General features: G+C 76.2%; 19 protein-coding genes and 1 riboswitch. Of the genes, 6 read left to right on the plus strand and 13 right to left on the minus strand.

The window, feature by feature from the left end; all coding sequences use genetic code 11:
• Window positions 1-161 precede the first annotated feature (161 nt).
• From ACZ6Q9_RS28930 to ACZ6Q9_RS28940, 3 genes are all read right to left on the minus strand, one after another.
• A complete protein-coding gene (locus ACZ6Q9_RS28930; protein ID WP_393459610.1) occupies window positions 162-1238 on the minus strand; it encodes a DNA polymerase III subunit beta family protein in 1077 nt (358 codons plus the stop codon).
• A 127-nt stretch (window positions 1239-1365) separates the two neighbouring features.
• Window positions 1366-2547, minus strand: coding sequence for a saccharopine dehydrogenase family protein (locus tag ACZ6Q9_RS28935; RefSeq protein WP_393263185.1), 1182 nt, complete (start codon window positions 2545-2547; stop codon window positions 1366-1368).
• Complete coding sequence (locus ACZ6Q9_RS28940; protein WP_393263325.1) at window positions 2540-2986, minus strand: hypothetical protein; 447 nt, start codon at window positions 2984-2986, stop codon at window positions 2540-2542. Before ACZ6Q9_RS28940 ends, ACZ6Q9_RS28935 begins: the two co-directional genes overlap by 8 nt.
• Window positions 2987-3218: 232 nt before the next feature.
• On the opposite strand from ACZ6Q9_RS28940, the gene ACZ6Q9_RS28945 reads away from it, so the two are divergent.
• Window positions 3219-6269 carry a winged helix-turn-helix domain-containing protein gene (locus ACZ6Q9_RS28945; RefSeq protein ID WP_396829175.1) on the plus strand — a complete coding sequence of 1017 codons (3051 nt, stop codon included), beginning with the start codon at window positions 3219-3221 and terminating at the stop codon, window positions 6267-6269.
• A gap of 17 nt (window positions 6270-6286) precedes the next feature.
• Here the strand turns inward: ACZ6Q9_RS28945 and ACZ6Q9_RS28950 are convergent, their stop codons facing one another.
• The 5 genes from ACZ6Q9_RS28950 to ACZ6Q9_RS28970 form a co-directional block, all read right to left on the minus strand.
• Window positions 6287-6835, minus strand: coding sequence for a DsbA family protein (locus ACZ6Q9_RS28950; protein ID WP_393263182.1), 549 nt, complete (start codon window positions 6833-6835; stop codon window positions 6287-6289).
• Window positions 6832-6990 carry a hypothetical protein gene (locus tag ACZ6Q9_RS28955; protein ID WP_393263180.1) on the minus strand — a complete coding sequence of 53 codons (159 nt, stop codon included), beginning with the start codon at window positions 6988-6990 and terminating at the stop codon, window positions 6832-6834. Before ACZ6Q9_RS28955 ends, ACZ6Q9_RS28950 begins: the two co-directional genes overlap by 4 nt.
• Window positions 6991-7117: 127 nt before the next feature.
• Entirely contained in the window at window positions 7118-7804 is a 687-nt protein-coding gene (locus ACZ6Q9_RS28960) for a BON domain-containing protein (RefSeq protein WP_393263178.1), read from the minus strand.
• A gap of 188 nt (window positions 7805-7992) precedes the next feature.
• Window positions 7993-8400 (minus strand): hypothetical protein, encoded by a 408-nt coding sequence (locus tag ACZ6Q9_RS28965; RefSeq protein WP_350707703.1) that lies wholly within the window; start codon window positions 8398-8400, stop codon window positions 7993-7995.
• A 162-nt stretch (window positions 8401-8562) separates the two neighbouring features.
• Window positions 8563-8706 carry a hypothetical protein gene (locus ACZ6Q9_RS28970; RefSeq protein WP_350707704.1) on the minus strand — a complete coding sequence of 48 codons (144 nt, stop codon included), beginning with the start codon at window positions 8704-8706 and terminating at the stop codon, window positions 8563-8565.
• Between the two features lie 330 nt (window positions 8707-9036).
• Here ACZ6Q9_RS28970 and ACZ6Q9_RS28975 point away from each other — a divergent pair, with 330 nt between their 5' ends.
• Window positions 9037-9399 carry an STAS domain-containing protein gene (locus tag ACZ6Q9_RS28975; protein ID WP_393263176.1) on the plus strand — a complete coding sequence of 121 codons (363 nt, stop codon included), beginning with the start codon at window positions 9037-9039 and terminating at the stop codon, window positions 9397-9399.
• Between the two features lie 149 nt (window positions 9400-9548).
• Window positions 9549-10016: an SRPBCC family protein gene (locus ACZ6Q9_RS28980; RefSeq protein ID WP_393459456.1), complete on the plus strand. Its 468-nt coding sequence runs from the start codon at window positions 9549-9551 to the stop codon at window positions 10014-10016.
• 106 nt (window positions 10017-10122) lie between these two features.
• Here the strand turns inward: ACZ6Q9_RS28980 and ACZ6Q9_RS28985 are convergent, their stop codons facing one another.
• The 4 genes from ACZ6Q9_RS28985 to ACZ6Q9_RS29000 all read right to left on the minus strand — a co-directional run bounded on the left by ACZ6Q9_RS28985 (window position 10123) and on the right by ACZ6Q9_RS29000 (window position 15692).
• Complete coding sequence (locus ACZ6Q9_RS28985) at window positions 10123-11184, minus strand: coiled-coil domain-containing protein (RefSeq protein ID WP_396829186.1); 1062 nt, start codon at window positions 11182-11184, stop codon at window positions 10123-10125.
• Window positions 11185-11197: 13 nt separating this feature from the next.
• A riboswitch (cyclic di-AMP (ydaO/yuaA leader) is annotated at window positions 11198-11329 on the minus strand.
• 153 nt (window positions 11330-11482) lie between these two features.
• Window positions 11483-12400, minus strand: a complete 918-nt coding sequence (locus ACZ6Q9_RS28990; RefSeq protein ID WP_393459453.1) for a cation diffusion facilitator family transporter — start codon at window positions 12398-12400, stop codon at window positions 11483-11485.
• Between the two features lie 92 nt (window positions 12401-12492).
• Complete coding sequence (locus ACZ6Q9_RS28995) at window positions 12493-14610, minus strand: HelD family protein (RefSeq protein ID WP_396829176.1); 2118 nt, start codon at window positions 14608-14610, stop codon at window positions 12493-12495.
• Between the two features lie 146 nt (window positions 14611-14756).
• On the minus strand, window positions 14757-15692 hold the full coding sequence (locus ACZ6Q9_RS29000) for an alpha/beta fold hydrolase (RefSeq protein WP_396829177.1): 936 nt from the start codon (window positions 15690-15692) through the stop codon (window positions 14757-14759).
• Between the two features lie 147 nt (window positions 15693-15839).
• Between ACZ6Q9_RS29000 and ACZ6Q9_RS29005 the strand changes: the two genes are divergently transcribed.
• A complete protein-coding gene (locus tag ACZ6Q9_RS29005; RefSeq protein ID WP_396829178.1) occupies window positions 15840-16484 on the plus strand; it encodes a carbonic anhydrase in 645 nt (214 codons plus the stop codon).
• 131 nt (window positions 16485-16615) lie between these two features.
• On the opposite strand, the gene ACZ6Q9_RS29010 is transcribed toward ACZ6Q9_RS29005, so the two are convergent.
• Window positions 16616-16945, minus strand: coding sequence for a hypothetical protein (locus tag ACZ6Q9_RS29010; RefSeq protein WP_393263165.1), 330 nt, complete (start codon window positions 16943-16945; stop codon window positions 16616-16618).
• 307 nt (window positions 16946-17252) lie between these two features.
• Between ACZ6Q9_RS29010 and ACZ6Q9_RS29015 the strand changes: the two genes are divergently transcribed.
• Together ACZ6Q9_RS29015 and ACZ6Q9_RS29020 are read left to right on the plus strand one after the other, a co-directional pair.
• Window positions 17253-17744: a DUF3145 domain-containing protein gene (locus tag ACZ6Q9_RS29015; protein WP_350707719.1), complete on the plus strand. Its 492-nt coding sequence runs from the start codon at window positions 17253-17255 to the stop codon at window positions 17742-17744.
• A gap of 76 nt (window positions 17745-17820) precedes the next feature.
• Complete coding sequence (locus tag ACZ6Q9_RS29020; protein WP_396829179.1) at window positions 17821-19551, plus strand: glycoside hydrolase family 3 protein; 1731 nt, start codon at window positions 17821-17823, stop codon at window positions 19549-19551.
• The last annotated feature ends 99 nt before the right edge of the window (window positions 19552-19650 follow it).

A 19650-nucleotide genomic window follows, 5' to 3' on the forward strand; every position in this document is an offset into this window, starting at 1 on the left:
TACCGTCGCGGCCCGGTCGCGCCCCGGGCCGGGCCGGACACCGCCCGCCGCCCCCACGACCGCCCCGCGCGGCGCGACCCGCGAGCCCGACGTGCTCGCCCTCGTGTAAGGAAGGGTCCCTTGCAATCGCCAGGCGATTGCAAGGGACCCTTCCTTACACCTCAGAGCCGGATCGGCATCAGGATGGAGAAGGCGTCGGCGTCGTCGGGGCGGCGGACGGCCAGCGGCGCGATCGGGCCGTCCAGCTCCAGCAGCAACTGCCCCGGGCCGGCGGCGTCGAGGGCCTGGAGCAGGTAGTCGCCGTTGACGCCGACCCGGAACGCGTCCTCCTCCCCGGCCAGCTCGTCGGCCCCGAGCAGCCGCACCCCGCCCCGGCCGTCCGGCCCGAGCACGGTCACGGCGAGCGGGGCGCCGTCGTGCCGCCGGCTGACGACGGGGGCGTCGGCGCTGGTCAGGGCCGACCGCAGGGCGGCGGCGTCGACCGTCAGCCGGTGCGCCGGCCCGTCGCCGGGGGCGGCGCGCAGCAGGCGGGCGTAGTCCGGGAAGTCGTACGGCAGGACGGCGGCGTCGACCGTACGGCCGGCGACGGAGACCGAGATCGCGCCGCCGGCCACGGTCAGGCGTGCCTCGGGGGTGCTCCCCGCGCCCGTGTCGAGCAGGGCCCGCGCCTCGTCGACGAAGGCGACGGGGGCGAGCACCCGCGCCGGCGGCCCGTCGACCCGGCCGGCCGCCCGGGCCAGGGCCATCCGGTGCCGGTCGGTCGCCACCAGCCGTACGCCGTCGCCGTCGGCGTCGAACAGCACGCCGGTCAGCACCGGCAGGTCGGGGTCGGTGCCGACCGCGAAGCGGACCGCGTCCACGGCGGCGGCCAGGTCGACACGGGACAGGACGAGGCGGGTGGCCATGGGGCGCTCCTCGGGATCGATCAGCGTACGGATCCGGGAGAGTTCGCGGCGGGCGTCGGCGAGGCCGTCCTCCAGGCGGCGCAGGTGCGCGTCCAGCAGGCGGTGCACCTCGGCGGGCGCGGACCGCAGCGCGGCGGCGATCTCGGCCACCGGCATGCCGACCCGGCGCAGCCCGGCCACCAGCCGGGCGGGCGCCACCTGGTCGCCGGTGTACCAGCGGTAGCCGGTGACCGGGTCGACCCGGGCGGGGGTCAGCACCCCGGCCGAGTCGTAGAACCGCAGGGCGCTCACGGTCAGCCCGCTGGCCCGGGCCAGCTCGCCGATGCTGCGCAGGTCGCTCTCCACGGCGGTGATCCTGTCGTCTCAACCTGGTCGAGGGTCAAGCCACCGACCGCCCGGGCCGCCGGTCGTGTCCGGCCTCGTCGCCGGTCACGTCGGCCGGTCGGTCGGGGCCCACGGGTCAGCGGGGCTCGTCGAGCACCCGGAACGTCATCCCGGCCCGCACCAGCCGGTCCAGCAGCGCGTCGCCCATCGCGGTCACCGGCGTGACCTGGCCCGAGGTGGCCGGCAGGTCGTCGGTGGCCAGGCAGAGCGCGGACTCGGCGAGCATCTTCGCCGTCTCGTCGTACCCGGGGTCGCCGCCGGCCACCTCGGTCAGCACGCGCCGGCCGCCGCCGGTGCCGACGAACCGGACCCGGAACCAGGACTTCGCCCGCTGCCGCGGCGTCGGCCCCTGCCCGGCGGCGAGCCGGCCGAGCAGCCAGCGCCGGGCCGGCGGCAGCTGCACCAGGCCGACCAGGCCACCCAGCCCGACCGCGCCCGCCAGCACCGTGGGCAGCCGCTTCACGGCGGCGAAGTGCCGGTAGCGGAAGTCCGGGCCGTACTCGGGGCGGGCGGCGGCGGAGCGGCGTACCACCTGCGGGTCGATGGTCGGCAGCGGCACCGTCCACATGCCCAGCGCCCTGTCGCGGCCGACCCGCCCGGGCACCGCGCGGGCCCGCCGCCCCGTCGGGCGCGGCTCGACCTGCCGGCGCTCGCGCGCCGCCCGGGACGTCTCGGCCCGCCGGGAGAAGGCGAGCAGCGCCGAGTGGTACGTGCCGGCGGAGAACCGCCCGCCCGCCCGGACGAAGCCGTCGACGGTGATCGGCACGCCGGCCGGCAGGTGCCTGAGCGTGAACCAGACGCCCAGGTCGTGCGGGACCGAGTCGAAGCCGCAGGCGTGCACCAGCCGCGCCCCGGTGCGCACCGCCTCGTCGTGGTGGCGCACGTACATCAGGTCGACGAACTCCGGTTCGCCGGTGATGTCCAGGTAGTCGGTGCCGGCGCGGGCGCAGGCGGCGACGAGCGGCTCCCCGTGGTGGACGTACGGGCCGACGGTGGTGGCCACCACCCGGGCGCTCTCGGCCACCGCCCGCAGCGAGGCGGCATCGGTGACGTCCGCGGTGAGCAGGGGCAGCCCGGCCAGGGACGGGTCGATCGCGGCCAGCCGGTCCCGGACGGCGGCGAGCTTGCCGGGGTTGCGCCCGGCGAGGGCCCAGCGCAACCCGGGCGGGACGTGGCGGGCGAGGTACTCGGCGGTCAGCCCGCCCGTGAAGCCGGTGGCCCCGAACAGGACGACGTCGTACGCCCGCTGCTCACGCATCCGCCGAGTCTGCCACCCACGACGCCGGTCGGTCGACGGCGGAGCGGTCCGCGCGGAGCACCTCGCCGGTCTCGGCGAGCTGCTTGACCTCCCGCAGCGCCTGGCGGATCAGCAGCCCCGGATCGTCGCCGACGAGGTGGGCGGCGAGTCCGGTGGGGGTCGCGCCGGCCAGCGGCCGCGCGGCCAGTTCCGTGCCCCGGCAGCCGGGCGCCGGGCGCAGCTCCACCTGCACCGCGCCGCCGAGCCGGCGCAGGGGCTCCGGCCAGCGTCCGCCGGGCAGCACCTCGCCGGGCGCGCGGTCGACGGTCACCACCTGCCAGCGCGCGGGCCGCGGGTCGGCTCCGGCCGCACGGGGACAGGTCCGTCCCTGCCGGCGTACGGCCAGCGCCCGCAGCGCCGCCCCGGCCGCCGTGGCGAGGGCGAGCCCGGCTCCGGCCATCCCCGCGATGCGTCCCACCGGTCCCTCCGTCCTCGCGCGTCCACCTCGGTGTCCTCCGTCCCACCGGCCCCCCGGGTCGCGCGCCGTCGGGCGCGGCCGGTCGCCCGCGTGCCACCAGGGTCGCCGTGGCCCGGGTGACGCAGGCTCCCCCCGAAGGGGTGAACCGGGCCCGGCCGGGTAACCGCCCGCCGCATGGCCTGGGGAGTGGACGCGTCCGTGGGGGTGGGGCCGGATGTCGGAGCACGTACGGGACACCGGGGTCGTCGCGGTCGCGGGCGGGCCGGCGGGGGCGCCGCTGCTGGCGTCCCGGCTGAGCCCGGCCGCGCCGCCGGAGCCGCTGCTGTTGCGGCCCCGGCTGCTGCGGGCGCTGGACGCGGGGACGGCCGGCCCGGTCACCCTGGTCTGCGCCCCGGCGGGGTGGGGCAAGACGACGCTGCTCGCCTCCTGGTTCCGGGCTGCCGGGGAGGCCGGGTGCCACCCGGGCCGGACGGGGGAGGGGCCGGTGACGGCCGCGGCCGAGGGCGCCCGGGACACGGTGGCGTCCGGCGCGAGCCCCGGCGACTTCGGCGCGGCGGAAGCCCCGGCGGGGCCCGTCCGGCCGTTGCCGGCGTGGGTGTCGGTGGAGGCCGGCGACGACGGGGACCGGCTCTGGTCCTACCTGGCGGCGGCGCTGCGCGCGGCCGCCGATCCCGCCGACGACGCGCCGGGTCCGCCCGTGCCCGACCGCTCGCCCCGCCCCGACCAGCTGGAGGTGCTGGCCGCGGCCCTCGCGGCCCGGGAACGGCCGGTGCTGCTGGTCCTGGACGACCTGCACCGGATCACCGACCCGGCGGCGCTGACCGGGCTGGACTTCCTGCTGCGCCACGCCGAGCAGCGGCTGCGGCTGGTGGTCGGCGCGCGTGGCGGGCTGCCGCTGGCCGTGCACCGGCTGCGGCTGGCCGGGGAGCTGACCGAGATCGGTCCCGAGGAGCTGGCCTTCACCGGCGACGAGGTTGCCGACCTGCTGACCGCGCACGGGGTGACGCTGCCGGCGGCCGGGGTGCGCCGGCTGCGGGAGCGGACCGGCGGCTGGCCGGCGGCGCTGCGGTTCGCGTCGCTGGCGCTGCGCGGGCAGCCCGACCCGGCCCGCTGGGCCGAGCAGTTCGGCGGCGACCAGCCGGATGTCGCCGGTTACCTGCGCGAGGAGGTGCTGGCCGGGCTGGCGCCGGAGGCCCGGGACGTGCTGCGGCGTTCCGCCGTGGCCGACGCGGTCTGCGCCGGGCTCGTCGACGCGCTCACCGGGCGGGCCGACGGCGAGCAGGCGTTGGCGGCCCTGGCCGGCGACGGCGGGCTGCTCCGCAGCGACGACAGCCGCCCGCCCTGGTACCGCTGCCACCCGCTGCTGGCCGACCTGCTGCGGGCCGAGCTGGGCCGGCTGCCCGCCGACGAGCTGCGCGACCTGCACCTGCGGGCGGCCGGCTGGTACGCCGACAACGGGCGGCCCGCCGACGGGCTGCGGCACGCGCTGGCCGGCGGGGACTGGGACCGGGCCACCGAGCTGTTCGTCACCCGCTGGCCGGAGCTGGTCCCGTACGACCGGGACGAGCCCGGGGGACCGGCGCCCGCCCCCCCGCCGCCGGAGGCCGTGCGGCGCGACCCGGAGCTGGCGCTCGCCTGCGCCGCCGAGCGCGCCGGGGCCGGGGACGCGACCGCGGCCACCGGGCACCTGCGCGCCGCCGTGGACGCCGCCCGGTCGCTGCCGGCGCCGCGCCGGGACCGGTTCCGTCGGCTGGTCGCCGCGCTGGAGGTCACCCTGGCCCGGTTGGCCGGCGACCCCGAGGCGGTACGCGCCGCCGCCGCCCGGCTGCTCGCCGGCCGCCCCGCGCCGGGCTCGACGGTTCCGTCCTCGCCACCGGCGACCGGCGCTCCCGCGACGGACGCATCCCCGACCGGTGTGCCCCCGACCGGCGTGCCGACAACGGGCGGGCCCATCGGCGGCCCGACCGGCGTGCTCGCGACGGGCGGGCCGACCGGTGTGTCCCCGACCGGCCGGGAGCGGCTGGGAACCGCCGCCTGGCCGCTCGCCCCGGGGCCGGCACTGCCGGTCGAGCCGCGCGGCGACGCCGTCGAGGACGCCGACGTGCGTGCCGTCGCCGGCACCGCGCTCGGGCTGGCCGACCTGGCCGACGGCGACCTGGCCGCCGCCGGGTCCGCCTTCGCCCGGGCGCTGGCGGCGGCCCGGGACGCGGGGCGGCCGCGTACCGAGCTGGTGTGCGCCAGCCGGGCGGCGCTCCTGCACGCCGTGCGGGGCGAGCTGCGGACCGCCGAGGCGCTGGCCCGGGACGCCCTGGCCATGCCGCCGTGCCGGGGCTGGTCGTGCCGGGAGGACTGTGCGCACGGGTACCTGGCGCTGGCCCTGGTCGCGCTGCACCGCGACCAACCCGAGGAGGCGGAGGCGCACCTGGCGCTGGCCGCGCCGGCCACGGGCGAGTCGACCGTGGCGGCGACGGCGGCGCTGTGCCGGGCGGGCCTGCTGCGGGACGCCGGCGACCTGCCCGGTGCGCACCGGGCGCTGGCCGAGGCCCGGGAGCGGCTGGCCGACCGGCCGCGGGCCGCCGAGCTGGCGTCCTGGCTGCTGGCCGCCGAGGCGGACCTGCGCGGCATCCGGGGCGACCTGGACACGGCCCGGCACCTGCTCGCCGACCGGGTCCGGGACGGGGCCGACCCGCCGCTGGCGATCGCGCTGGCCCGGGTGGAGCTGCGCGCCGGCGACCCGCGCGCCGCCGGGTACGCGCTGCCCGACTGGGAGGCGCCCGGGGCGGCCGACTGGCCGCTGCCCGTACGCCTGGACGCGGCGGTGCTGGACGCGGTGCTGGCGCGGCGGGCGGGCGACGACCGGCGGGCCGGACGGGTGCTGGAGCGGGCCCTCGACCTGGCGGGCCCGGAGGGATTCCGGCGGGCGTTCACCCGAGCCGAACCCGGGGTCCGGGACCTGCTCGCCGCCCACCTCGACGCGGGCACCGCCCACTGGCCGACCGTCAGCGACCTGGTCCGGGGCGCCGACACGCCGCCCGACCGGACTTCGGCGGACCAGCGCCCGGCGGCGCTGGACGAGCCGCTGACCGAGCGCGAGCTGACCATCCTGCGCTATCTGCAGAGCATCCTGTCCAACGTGGAGATCGCCGCCGAGTTGTCCCTGTCGGTCAACACGGTCAAGACCCACGTGCGCAACATCTACCGCAAGCTCGACGCCACCCGCCGCCGCGAAGCCGTCCGCCGCGCCCGCGACCTCCACCTGATCTGACCGCGTGGGCGGGTGGGTCAGGGGTTGGCGGCGGCGTCGACCGCGGCCAGGAGGTCCGCGAGGTCGTAGCCGGCGTCGTGGCGGACCCCGTTGACGAACAGGGTCGGGCTGGCCTCGACGCCGCTGCGGATGCCGCCGACGAAGTCCCGCCGTACCCGGTCGCCGTGCGCCTGCCGCTCCACCTCCGCGTTGACCTCGTCGGCGGGCAGGCCGAGCTGCGCGACGCCGAGCGACAGGTGCACCGGGTCGAGCTGGTCCTGGTGCTCGTAGAGCCAGTCGTGCATCGCCCAGAACCGTCCCCGCCGCCCGGCCGCCTCGCTGGCCTCGGCGGCGTGCTCGGCGTACGGGTGCATGTTGGTGATCGGGAAGTGCCGGTACGCCAGCCGCACCGTCTCGGCGCGCTGCCGTAGCACCTCCCGCAGGTTCTGGTACGCGGCCCCGCAGAACCGGCACTGGAAGTCGCCGTACTCGACGATCGTCACCGGCGCGTCCACCGGCCCGCGGACGTGGTCGTGCTCGGTCACCGGGGTCCGTAGGCGGGCGGTGACCTGCAGTGGTGTGGTCATCCGGTCGTCACCCGCCGATCCGTGCCGAGGCGCTCCGGCGCGAGCAGCCGGCCGTCGTCCGCCCGCCGGAGGCGTGCGGCGCCGGGCCGGGTGGCCGGCGGGCGGGACCCGGGCGCGGCGCGCCCGGCACGGGTCGACCCCTTCGGATCAGTCATGTCTCCCAGGCTGGCCCGGGGCGGGGTGAGGGCGGCTCACCCCGCCCGGGTGGTTCGGCCCGCGTGCCCGTCGGGCCACGTCGGAGGCCTCGCCGCCGGGGTCGGGGGCCGACCGGGGCACGGCGGCTCAGGCCAGCACGGGGGCGACCGCGATGTGGTTCTGCACCTCCCGGATGCCCGGGGCACACCAGGCGGTGCGTTCCACCTCCGCCCGCTCCGGCATCGAGTGGACCAGCCCGCCGAGCACCACCGTGTCGCCGTGCACCCGGACGGTGATCCGTTCCGCCTCGGTGGCCCGGTTGCGGGCCAGCGCGTCGACGATCCGGGCGGCCAGGGCGTGCCCGTCCGGCCGGATGGCGGGGCGGACGGTGATGCCGTTGCTGACCCCGCGTACGCCGGTCAGCCGGGCCACCGCCCGTTCGGCGGCGCGGCGCTGGTACTCCCAGTCCACCTCGCCGTGCAGCGTCACCCAGCCCTGCGAGACCGTCACGTCGAGCTGCTCCAGCGGGACGAAGGCGTCCCACTCCAGCGCGTGCCCCGCCGCCGCCGCGATGTCCGGGTCGGCGCGTTCGGCGCCGGTGCCGATGCGTACCGCGAGGTCGTTGGCGACCGCCCGGACGCGGGCGACCCGGTGCGCCGCCCGTTCGGCGGCCCACTTCTTGGCGTAGCTGTCGACCCGACCGGTCAGCGTGACCACGCCCTCGGAGACGGTCACGCCGATCTCGTGCGGTCGCACCCGGGGTTCCCAGGTCAGCTCGTCGAGGACGGCGGACTGGATGTCCTGGTCGGTACGGGTGATCGTCTCGATGGCCATCTGTCACTCCTCACGGGATAGCTGCCTGTGCACACGGGCCCGCCGGGACCGATCCTGGCGCGGGCGGGGGTGAGCGACCCTCACCCGACCCGGGTGGCTGTGCCCTGTCCGGGAGGTACGGCGCGGGCCCCGGCCGACCCTCAGGGGTCGACCGGGGCCCGCGCGGTGTGCCCGTAGGTCGGGGTGAGTCAGCCGTCGAGGCCGACGGGGGAGTTGGGACGGTCCACGTCGACGAACTCGATGTCGTCCGCCGCCCGGTCGTCCCGGCTGCCGGCGGCCCGCGCGGCGGTGCCGGCGGCCCAACCGATCGCCGCGCCGACCAGCGCGGCGCCGATCAACAGAGTCCAGGGCAGCGCGGGGCGGCGGCCGGCGAGCGCGTCGAAGGCCAGGGTGGCCCGGCGGCGCGCCTCGTCCGCCGCGGAGCCCACCAGGTCGCCGGCCTCGTCGGCGAGGCCGGAACCGCCGCGGCGGGCCGATCGGGCGGTGTCGCGGACGCTGTCGCCCGCGGAGCTGACCGCCGAGACCAGGTTCTGCCACGCCTGGTCCGCGATCCGCTCGGGCTTGCTGCGACGATCCAGCAGATTGGTACCGAACATGGTGGGTTACCTCCTCGGGCCGAAGCCGGCGGCCACTTCGGACTTCGGCGTCTCACCGGCGCGTCATGGTTCGCTCGTTCCGCCTGTGCCCAACCGGACGCCTCCGCAAACCCGCGCGGACGCGGGGCGAGCCCGGTCACCGGGCGGGGCCCTCGCCGTGCGTCAGCGGAGCGTGACCACCGCGGTCACGCCGCGCGCGAAGTCGTCGTCATCGTCGTCGTCATCGTCACCGCCGCCGAAGCCGCAGGCCAGTACGAGGGCCAGCAACGCGCCGACACCGGCCAGCGCGGCGAGTCTCCTGATCATCGATCGTCCTTTCGTCGTGGCGCCCGTTCTCCGGGCCGATGCTAGGCAGGACGGGCAACCCGCGGGCGGTAGCGGGGCGGGCCACGCCAGGAAGTTCGGGTGCCGGGCGGTGCCGGCGGGAGACGGCTACCCTGGGTCGGCGACGCGTCAGCGGCAGCTGATCGTTGGGTGAACAAGAAGTGAAAAGTCCGGATTAGGGCGACTTGGTGCGCCCTCATCCGCGAATTGCTCATCCCGAGGGGTGGCGACCGAGGCCGTCGGAGGAATACTCTCGGTCGCGGCCCGCGTACTGATGAGGCGCCCGTCGGACGGGCGAGTGGAGGTGCTCGCGTGAGCCTGTCGATCGTGAAGTCGGTTATGCCCGGTGGTGTCATCGAGATCGCCCCCCGGGGCGAGATCGACGTCGACACCGCATACGAGGTGCGCGAGGCGATCGCCGAGGTCCTGGCCAAGGGGCGCCCCAACCGGATCGAGCTCAACATGAGGCTCGTCACCTTCATCGACTCCGTCGGCATCAGCGCGATGGTCGCCGGCTTCCAGACCGCCGAGGTGAGCGGCGTCAAGCTCGTCGTCACCGAGCCGAGTCGGTTCGTGCACCGGCAGCTCTGGGTGACCGGCCTGCTCGGCCTCTTCGGCGCCCCCGAGCCCTACTACGCCGGCGCGCCCGCCCCCGAGGTCCTCCCCGGCGCCTGACCCGCCGGCCGGGGGTCCCGCCGGTGACTCGCCGACGGTAGTCGGGCGGGCGGATCGACGGCCGGCAAACGCGCGCGGAGCGCGGCGCGCCGTTGCCAGCGCGCCGCCGGTGCGCGACGATCGGGCGACGGCGACGGTGGGGAGACGGCGTGCTCAGGCGGGATTCCTTCAGCTACACCGTCCAGGCGCGCTGCTCGCTCGCCGACGCCGCAGGGTTGCTCGCGGACCCGGCCCGGCAGCAGGACCTGCACCCGCTGATCGCCCGGGTCCGCCGGGTGTCGCCCCGTCGCGGCGCGCGGGCCAGCTACCTCATCACCGACCGGCTGGCCGTCGGGCCGCTGCGTCTGCCGGTCACCTACCGGGCCGACGTCCTGGTCGACGGGCCGGACGAGATCGTCACCGTGGCGCGGCAGTGGCCGGCCACCACGGTGCGCAACCGGACCCGACTGCGGGCCGAGCCGGACGGCGTGGTCCGGATCGACGTCGAGATCACCCTCACCGCGCCGGTCCCGCTCTTCGGCTACGCCTTCAGCCAGGCGCGCGCCGCCCACCTGGGGCTGGCGGCCCGGCTCGGCGTCGCCCTGGGCGGGCACCCGCCGGAGTCACCGCCCGCCTGAGCCGGGCATCGACGACACGGCGGCATGCCCGGCCGTCGGCCGGGGAGGTGGCGGCGGGAAGGCGGTCGCCCCGGCGACCCGCGAGCGGGTCACCGGGGCCGGGGCGTCAGTAGACCGACAGGTGCACGTGGTTGGTGTGGTCGCTGGACGGGTCGCCGTTGGCGCCGCTGTACGACTTCCATCCGCTGCTGGGCAGCCAGATCTGCCTGTACCAGATCACGTAGAGCACGGCGAGCCGGTCGGCGTTCTTGACGAAGTACGTCGCCAGGTTGTTGCCGTACGTCCTGTCGCCGCCGGTGGCGTCGCCCCCGAACCCGCTCTTCTGAGCCGCGAAGTCGCAGGCCCGGCCCTTGGGGTGCTCGCCGGAGCCGCCGGGGCGGTAGCAGGAGACGTAGCGGGTGAAGCCGGACGCCTTGGCCTGGTTGAGCGCGTGCAGGGTGCGCGGGGTGATGCAACCGTTGGCGGGGGTGGGGTCGTTGACGCTGCACGACTCGGACGGCCAGGACCCGTCGGAGTTGCGCGGCGCCGGCTTCGCCGTCGCGGTGGAGCTGCCGCCCGGCCCGCCGCCGCTCGACTGCGACCGGTTGGCCACCGTCAGCGCCCGCTCCGCCTGGTCCTTGCGCTTGGCCATCAGCGTGACCTGCTTGCGCTGCTCCCGGATCTCGCCGTCCAGGGCCAGCTTGGTGCGGGCGGCCTGGTCACGGGTCTCCTGGAGCTCGCGGAGCGCCCGGTCCTCGTTGGCGGCCACCGCGTCGAGAGCGGCGGCCCGGTCCATGAAGCCGTCCGGCGAGCTGCTGTTGAGCAGGGCGGACACCACCCCCAGCCGGCCGGTCCGGTAGGCCACCCCGGCGATCTCGCCGACCTTGCTGCTCCGCTCGGTCAGCTCGCTCTCGGTCGTCTTGAGCTGCGTGGCGAGCTGCTGCTGCCGTTTGACCGACGTGTCCAGCGCCCGCTTGGCGTCCAGGTAGCCCTTGCTGGCGGCTTCGAGCTGGGCCCGCAGGGCGGGCGTGCCGCCCTCCTGGTCCTGGCCGGGGGCTGCGGCGAGCAGGCCGGCCCGGGAGGCGGCCGCCGCGGGGGCGGTGGTGACCGGGGCGACCGCGGCGCCGAGGGTGAGCGTCACGGCGATCAGGGCCGCCAACCGGGCGGCGCGTCGTCGTACAGGTGCCATCACTGGCATACACGTGTCCTTCCGTCAGCCGCCGACCGGGTTAGCTGACGGGTTCGGGACGGAAGATCCCTACCGCTGACGCGGATGCACCCCACGAACTTGGTTCCCCGGTTCGCCCCGCCGGGCGATTAGGCGGCGGCCACCGCCGGCACCGGTGGGTGCCGCCTGGCGGAGGCCGGAACCGAGCCTACCGGTGCCGGTGTGACTGGTGCAGCGCAGGTGACTGAGGGTGCCTGTCCGCTTACCGTCAAATCCGGCATAAGTCAACAATACTCTCCCAGATTTAAGGCTGTGCTCATTACCACTCAACCGACCCGCAGGCCCCGGGAGACGCCCCCGGCTCGATCTGCAACGTCGCGTGCTCGATCTGGAAGTCCTCGTGCAGGGCCGTCCGGGCTGCGGTGAGCACCGCGCCGACCTCCGCGCCCGGCGCCATGGTCAGGTGCGCCGAGGCCACCTCCATCCCGGAGGTCAGCGTCCAGACGTGCAGGTCGTGCACCTCGGCCACGCCGGGCACGGCGGCCAGCCGGTCGTGCACCCTGGCGACCTCGAGGTGCTCCGGCGCGGCCTGCACCAGGATGCGCAGCGCGGCGCGCCCGAGCCGCCAGGTGCGGGGCAGGATGAACAGCCCGATGGCCACCGCGACCAGCGGGTCCGCCCACCACCAGTCGGTGACGGCGATCAGCAGGGCCGCGCCGATCACGCCGAGTGAGCCCAGCAGGTCGCCCAGCACCTCCAGGTATGCGCCCTGCATGTTGATGCTCTCCTTCGCCCCGGACCGCAGCAGGGCGAAGGCGGCCACGTTGGCGAGCAGGCCGAGCACGGCGACCGCGAGCATCGGGCCGGCGAGCACCTCCGGCGGGTCGCCGAACCGGCGTACGGCCTCGACGACCACGTAGACCGCGACGCCGGAGAGCAGCACGGCGTTGGCCAGGGCGGCCAGCACCTCCAGCCGGTAGAGGCCGAAGGTGCGCTGCGGGTCCGCGCCGGCGCGCCGGGTCGCGGTGATCGCCGCGAGCGCCATGCCGATGCCGAGCACGTCGGTGAACATGTGCCCGGCGTCGCTCAGCAGGGCCAGCGAGCCGGTGCGGAAGGCGGCCACCGCCTCCACCACCATCAGGGCGCCGAGCAGCGCGAACGCCGCCCAGAGGCGGCCCCGGTGGCGGTGCGCGGCATTCGCGACCGACCCGTGGTGGTGGTCATGACCTGCACCCACGCGCCCACCTTCCGTCACCCGTCCGGACCCGGTTCAATCTATGCTCACATCGCAATATGTGCAAGTGACTGCCCGGCGGCGGCCGGGACGACTCAGCCGGTCGGGTCGACGGTGGTCAGCCGCTGGGTGGCCCGCGACAGCGCGACGTAGAGCGTCCGTACGCCCGAACCCGGGTCGGCCCGGATCTCACCCGGGGCGACCAGGACCACGCCGTCGTACTCCATGCCCTTGGCCTCCAGGCTGGTCACCACCTGCAGGCGCGGCGCGCCCAGCCCGCCCAGCCACCCGGCCACCTCGTCCCGGCGGGGCACCGGGGTGATCACGCCCACGGTGCCCTCCACCTCGGCCAGCAGCGCCGTGGCCGCCGTCACCACGGCGGTCTCCAGCTCCGCCGGCGGCACCACCAGCTCGACCGGATCGACGCCGGTGGAGCGCACCGCCCTGGGCAGCGGGAGGTCCGGGTGCAGCCGGCGGATCTCGGCCGCCGCCACCGCGAAGATCTCCGCCGAGTTGCGGTAGTTCGTGGTCAGGGTGAAGTGGTGCCGCTTGCGCCGGCCCAGCGCCTGGTCCCGGGCCCGGGTCAGCTCCTCCGGGTCGCCCGTCCACGCCGTCTGCGCCGGGTCGCCCACCACCGTCCACGAGGCCAGCCGGCCGCGCCGGCCGATCATGCGCCACTGCATCGGCGAGACGTCCTGCGACTCGTCGACCACGACGTGCGCGTACTCCCGGTAGTCCTCCGGGCGCTGCCGCGCCGCCTCGCGGGCCGCGCGCTGCCGGTCGGCGAACGTGCTCAGCTCGCGGACCCCGCCGGCCAGCTGGAACGGGTCCCGCTTCCGCCGGGCCGGCTTCATCGGCTTGCCGAGCAGCGCGTCCAGCTCGTCCAGCAGCGCGATGTCGGCGATCGTCAGCCCGGCGGAGTCCAGACTCCGGTACGCGTCGGTCAGCAGCCGGATCTCGGCGCCGGAGAGGATCCCGCCGGCGTACCGGCGCAGCCGGTCGGGGCGGGCCAGCCAGCCCAGCACGTGCCGGGGGTGCAGCCGGGGCCACCACGCCTTGAGGAACTCCCGGAACTCCGGCCGCTCGGCGACCTCGTCCTCGAACGCGCGCTGCTCGGGCAGCCGGCCGATGCCCAGCCGACGGGCCTGCGCCCAGAGCGCGGCGAAGACGCCGTCGAAGCCGGCGCGGCGCACCTCGTTGCGGCGGGCGCCCCGGGGCATCGCCCGCTCCCGGATGGCGTCCAGCTCGCGGCGGTCCAGCCGGAGCAGCTCGCCCCGGTAGAGCAGTCGCAGCTCGGCCGGGCCGTCCGGCACCGCGTCCCGGGCCGCCCGTTCCAGCACCCGGCGCATCCGCAGCGAGCCCTTGACCGCCGCCACGGCCGGCGGGTCGGTACGGGTGGCGCTCATGCCCGGGAACAGCGTGCCCAGCGAGTGCAGCGTGGCGGTGTCCTCGCCGAGCGAGGGCAGCACCGAGGCGATGTACTCGACGAAGACCGAGGACGGGCCGACCACCAGGATGCCGCCGCCGGCGTACCGGCTGCGGTCGGAGTAGAGCAGGTACGCGGCCCGGTGCAGGGCGACCGCCGTCTTGCCGGTGCCCGGGCCGCCGGAGACGATCGTCACCCCGGAGCCGGGGGAGCGGATGGCCTCGTCCTGCTCCCGCTGGATGGTGGCGACGATGTCCCGCATGCCCCGGCCGGTGGCCTTCGACAGCGTGGCGAGCAGCGCGCCGTCGCCGACCACCGCCATGTCGGCGGGCGCGGCGGCGGGATCGAGCAGGTCGTCCTCGATCCGGGTGACCCGCTCACCGGAGGACTGGATCATGCGCCGCCGCACCACGCCCAGCGGCTCCGCCGGGGTGGCCTGGTAGAAGGCGGCGGCGGCTGGGGCCCGCCAGTCGACCACCAGGGTGGTCGCGTCCTCGTCCCGGATGCCGAGCCGCCCGACGTGCAGCACCTGCCGGTCGCGCAGGTCCAGCCGGCCGAAGACCAGCCCCTCGTGCTCGGCGTCCAGCACGTGCCGCCGCTGCGCGGCGTGGAACACCATCGCGTCCCGCTCGACCAGCGCCCCGAAGTTGCCGACCCGGGCGAGCCGGTAGCCCTCCTTCTCGGCGCGGACCGCCGACCGGCGCAGCTCGGCCAGTCGGGCGTACACCCGGTCGAGGTGCCGCTGCTCGACGGCGGTCTCCTGCGCCAGGGTGGTCTGGTCGGTCAACGGTCGCTCCTCCTGACGTGGGCGGCGGGCGGCGCGAACCGCGCGAACCACGCCAGGCCAACCGCAAGAGGGTACGGCCCGCGCGCAACCAGCCGCGCCTGAGGTGCGGGAAAGGAACCCGCGTCACCCCGCCCGGCCGGCCCGCCTCACCCCTCGCGGGTGGTGACGGGAGCGGCGGAGCGGGCGTCGTCGAACACCTGGCGGAGCACGCCGCCCAGCGCCGCGTTGACCTCGGCGGGGCGTTCCATCATCAGCATGTGCCCGGCACCCGGACAGACGGTCAGCTCCGTCGCCGGCAGCGCGGCGGCGATCGACTCGGCGCACGGCGGCGGGGTGAGCCGGTCCCGGTCGCCGACCAGCGCCGCCGCCGGCAGGTGGGCGAGCCGGGCGAGGGTGTCGAGCCGGTGCTGCGCCCCGATCGAGGCGCGGAACCCGCCGATCGAGCGGAGCGAGGCGCGGGCCACCGCCGAGGTGACCAGCCGGATGTCGTGCGGGTCGCAGCGGTCGCCGAAGAGCATCCAGCGGATGCTGGGGCGCAGGGCCCGCAGCAGTGCCCGGGGCGGCCGCCAGGACCCGCACCGGGCCAGCACGCCGGCCCCGGTGGTCTCGGCGAGCCGGATCAACCGGGCGATCCGGGGCGACAGGCCGTAGCCGGTGTGCGTGTGCCCCTCGGCCGTCGTGGAGACGAAGACCAACCCGGCGGCGCGTGCGGCGAAGTGCTCGGGGTGCCGGTGCGCGTACTCCATGATCGTCATGCCGCCCATCGAGTGGCCGGCGAGCACCACCCGGCCGTCCGGGGCCACCTCGTCCAGCACCGCGGCCAGGTCGTCGCCGAGCTGGGCGAGGGTGGCGGTGGGCAGCGCCATGCAGCTCGACCGGCCGTGCCCGCGGGCGTCGTAGGTCACCACCCGTACCGCGGCGTCGAAGCGTTCCCGCAGGTCGGCGAGCTGCCGGTGCCAGGCCCGCCCGTCCAGCGTCCAGCCGTGCAGCAGCACCACGGTGACCTCGGCGTCGGCCGGCCCCGTCGCCTCGACGTGCAGCCGCACGTCGTCGGGAAGACGTACCTCGACGTGCTCCGGCATCGCCACCTCCCCAAGGCCGCGCTGGTCCGCAACACCGGAGATACCCGGTGGTAACACCGGCTACCCGTCATGACACCACGGCAACCGTGCCGGTGAGAAGATTCGCAACCCGGTCCGGGCGCCGGCCGGGCCGGCCAAGCTGGGGGCATGGGGTCGCCGCAGGCAACGCCGCTCGGGTCCGCGCCGGCCGGGCGTGCGGCCGGCGGCACACCCCGGGCCGCCCTGGCGGAACTGCTCGCCGGCAACCGCCGGTTCGTCAGCGGCCAGCCGATCCACGGCCACGACGTCACCGCCGCCGCCGCGGCGGCCTCCGGGGACCAGCAGCCGTACGCGGTGCTCCTCGGCTGCATCGACTCGCGGGTGCCGCTGGAGGCGATCTTCGACCAGACGTTCGGCTCGATCTGCGTGATCCGCACCGGCGGGCACGTGCTCGACCGGGCGGTGCTCGGCTCCATCGAGTACGTGGTCGGGGAGTTGGGCGTACCGCTGGTGGTGGTGCTCGGGCACGAGCGGTGCGGCGCGGTCGCCTCCGCCGTGGACGCGCTGCGCGGCGGACGGTCACCGGGCGGCGCGCTGGCGCACCTCGTCGAACAGATCGCCCCGGCGGTGACCGAGGTGGGCGTCGACGATCCTCGGGCGCATCCGCTGGCGGTCCGCCGGCACGTGCTGCGGACGGTGGCCGCGCTGCGCGCCGACGACCTGCTCGCCGGCCCCGTCGCCGCCGGCCGGCTGGCCGTGGTCGGCGCCCTCTACGACCTGGCCACCGGCGAGGTCGCCCTGCTCGAGGGGTGACGTGTAAGGAAGGGCCCCTTCCTAACGCAATGCGTTAGGAAGGGGCCCTTCCTTACACGTCAGGCGCGCGTGAAAAGAACCGCCCGCCGGGATGATCCCGACGGGCGGTCCAGGTGTCGCGTGGGGAGGGCTCAGCCCTCGAAGACGCCGGCCTCGACGAGGCGCTTCTCGGTGGCGTCCCAGCCGTCACCCGGGTGGGTGGCGTTGAGGTTGTTGAGCTCGGCCCGGATCTTCGCGGCGTGGCCGGCGGCGGCCAGCGTCCGGATCTCCTCGACGAAGGCCTCGGAGTCGGTGCGCAGGTGCGCGGTCTTGCCGTTGGTCAGGTTACGCACGTAGGCGTGCTTGCCGCCGTTGAGCGGAATGAGGTACTTGAACTCGCCCAGCACGCTGAGGGCGCCACCCTGGCCAGCCTGGCCGGCCCGGACTGACGCGCGCGCGGTCTTAGAGGTGTTGCTCGCCACGGAGGTACTCCTTGCAAGACGTACGGGAGGACGGAACGTCCGGGGGCTGTGCGGACGGCACCTGGTGAGTGGGCCCGCGGAAGATGTGCGCGGCACAGGCCGCCGATGGAACTGTACACGACCACGGTCCCTGGCTGGTCATCGCGTCTGGAGGGGTCAACGGCGGTCACCCGTCCGACTATTCCGACCGGCGAATTTTCCGATTCCCTGGCGCACCATCCGTCACAGCAGTCATCATGTGTTCCAGAAGCCACTCGGGTGATCGAGGTCGTAGGGGAAGACGCACCTCGCTCTCCGGGAGGTCACCGTGCCAACGCGTGGCGTCGTATACGTCCACTCGACCCCGCTCGCCGTGTGCTCACACGTCGAGTGGGCGATCGCGCGCGTCCTCGCCGCGCCGGTCAACCTGCAGTGGACGGCTCAGCCCGTCGACCCCGGCGCCCGCCGGGCCGAGTGCGGGTGGACCGGTCGTCCGGGGACGGGCGCCGAGCTGGCTGCTGCCCTCCGGCAGTGGCCCATGATCCGTTTCGAGGTCACCGAGGAGCCGAGCGCCGGCGCCGACGGCGAGCGCTTCATGTACGTCCCGGGGCGCGGCCTGTTCCGCGCGACCGTGGGCGCGGCCGGCGACATCCAGCTCGGCGAGGACCGGCTGCGCAGCCTGATGGCGGGCGCGCGGGCGCCGGAGGCCCTCGCGCACGCGCTCGACAAGGCGCTCGGCACCGCCTGGGACGCCGAGCTGGAGCCCTACCGCTACGCCGGCGACGGCGCCCCGGTGACCCTGCTCACCCGCGTCGGCTGACGTCCCACGTCCGACCGCGTCCCGACCCGTCGGCGGCGCGAAGGTCGGGTTGCCCCGATAAGGGTGACCTGGTGGGATGGGCCGCGTGTCGACTACCCCGCGACGTGCCGGCGTCGCGCTCGCCGCCCTGACCGCGCTGCTCCTCTCCGGCTGCTCGGGGCCGGCGGACCGCCGCCCCGAGCCCGCGTCGACGAGCGCCGCGGCCACCCCGACACCCGGCGCGAGCCTGCCCGCCGCCGACCCGGCCGCCCGCGCCGCCGCCCTGGTCGGCACGCTCGCCGACGAGGACCTGGTCGGCCAGGTGCTGATGCCCTACGCCTACGGCGACTCGGCGACCCGGGTCTCGCCCGGATCGAAGGCCGGCAACCAGGCGCTCGCCGGGGTGGACACCCCGGCCGAGATGATCGCCAGGTACCGGCTCGGCGGGCTGATCCTGGTCGGCTTCAGCGCCGACGACCCGACCAAGGGCAACCAGGAGACCACCAACGTCGACAACCCGGAGCAGGTCCGCGGACTCACCACCGGCCTGCGCGAGGCCGCCGGTCGGCTGCCCGCCGGTCAGGCGCCGTTCCTGATCGGCACCGACCAGGAGTACGGCGTGGTCACCCGGATCACCGACGGGGTGACCCTGCTGCCCAGCGCCCTCGCCGCGGGCGCGGCCGGGAAGCCGGAGCTGACCGAGGCCGCCTGGCGGGCGGCCGGCACCGAACTCGCCGCGATGGGCATCAACCTCGACTTCGCCCCGGTCGCCGACGTGCTCGCCACCCGCAGCACCGTGATCGGCTCCCGGTCGTACGGGGCGGACCCGAAGGTGACCGCGGGGCAGGTGGCCGGCGCGGTCCGCGGGTTGCAGGCCGCGGGCGTCGCCGCGACCGTCAAGCACTTCCCGGGCCACGGGCACAGCGCCGCCGACTCGCACGAGGACCTGCCGGTGCTCGACCAGTCCCGCAAGGCGCTGGAGACCGGTGCCTGGCCGCCCTTCTCCGCCGGCATCGACGCCGGCGCGATGGCCGTCATGTCCGCCCACCTCGACGCCCGGTCGGTGGACCCGGGCACCGCGGCGACGTTCTCGCGCAAGCTGCTCACCGACGTGTTGCGCGGCCAGCTCGGCTTCCAGGGCGTGGTGATCACCGACGGGATGAACATGCCGCCGGCGAAGCGCTGGTCGCCGGGGGAGGCGGCGGTGCGCGCGCTGCAGGCGGGCAACGACCTGATCCTGATGACGCCGCACGTCGGCCAGGCGTACGACGGGCTGCTCGCCGCGCTCCGCGACGGCTCGTTGCCCCGGGCCCGCCTCGTCGACGCCGCGACCCGGGTGCTGACCATGAAGTTCAAGCTCGCCGACCGGCCCGCGCCCGAGCTGTCCACGCTGGGCGGCCCGGCGCACCGCAAGGCGGCGGCGGACCTGGCGGCGGCGGCCGTGACGGTGTTCCGGGGCGCCTGCGGCGGCGGGGTCCGGGGCCCGGTGACCGTCACCTCCTCCGGCGGGCGCGACCACACCCGGGCGGCGCTGACCGAGGCGCTCACCGCGGCCGGGGTCAAGGTGGTGCCCAGCGGCGGCACGGTGGTGCACCTGGTCGGGTACGGCGATGGCGCCGGCGACCTGCGCGCCGACGCCGCCGTCACGGTCGCCATGGACACCCCGTACGTGCTGGCGAAGGCGAAGTCACCGACCCTGCTGGCGACGTACTCGTCCAGCCGGGCGTCGATGACCGCCCTCGCCGGGGTGCTGGCCGGCAAGGCACGGCCGGAGGGTCGGTCCCCGGTGCCGGTGCCCGGCCTGCCCGCCACCACCTGCGCCGGCTGACCGCCTCATGTAAAGGACTCCGGTGCTTGATCAGCCCGGTGGTCCTGGGGTTGCATGAGCATCCCGGCTGGTCCGGTGGGTGGCGTCGAGCACGGCTCT

It is taken from the genome of Micromonospora sp. NPDC049139 (genome assembly GCF_055586845.1).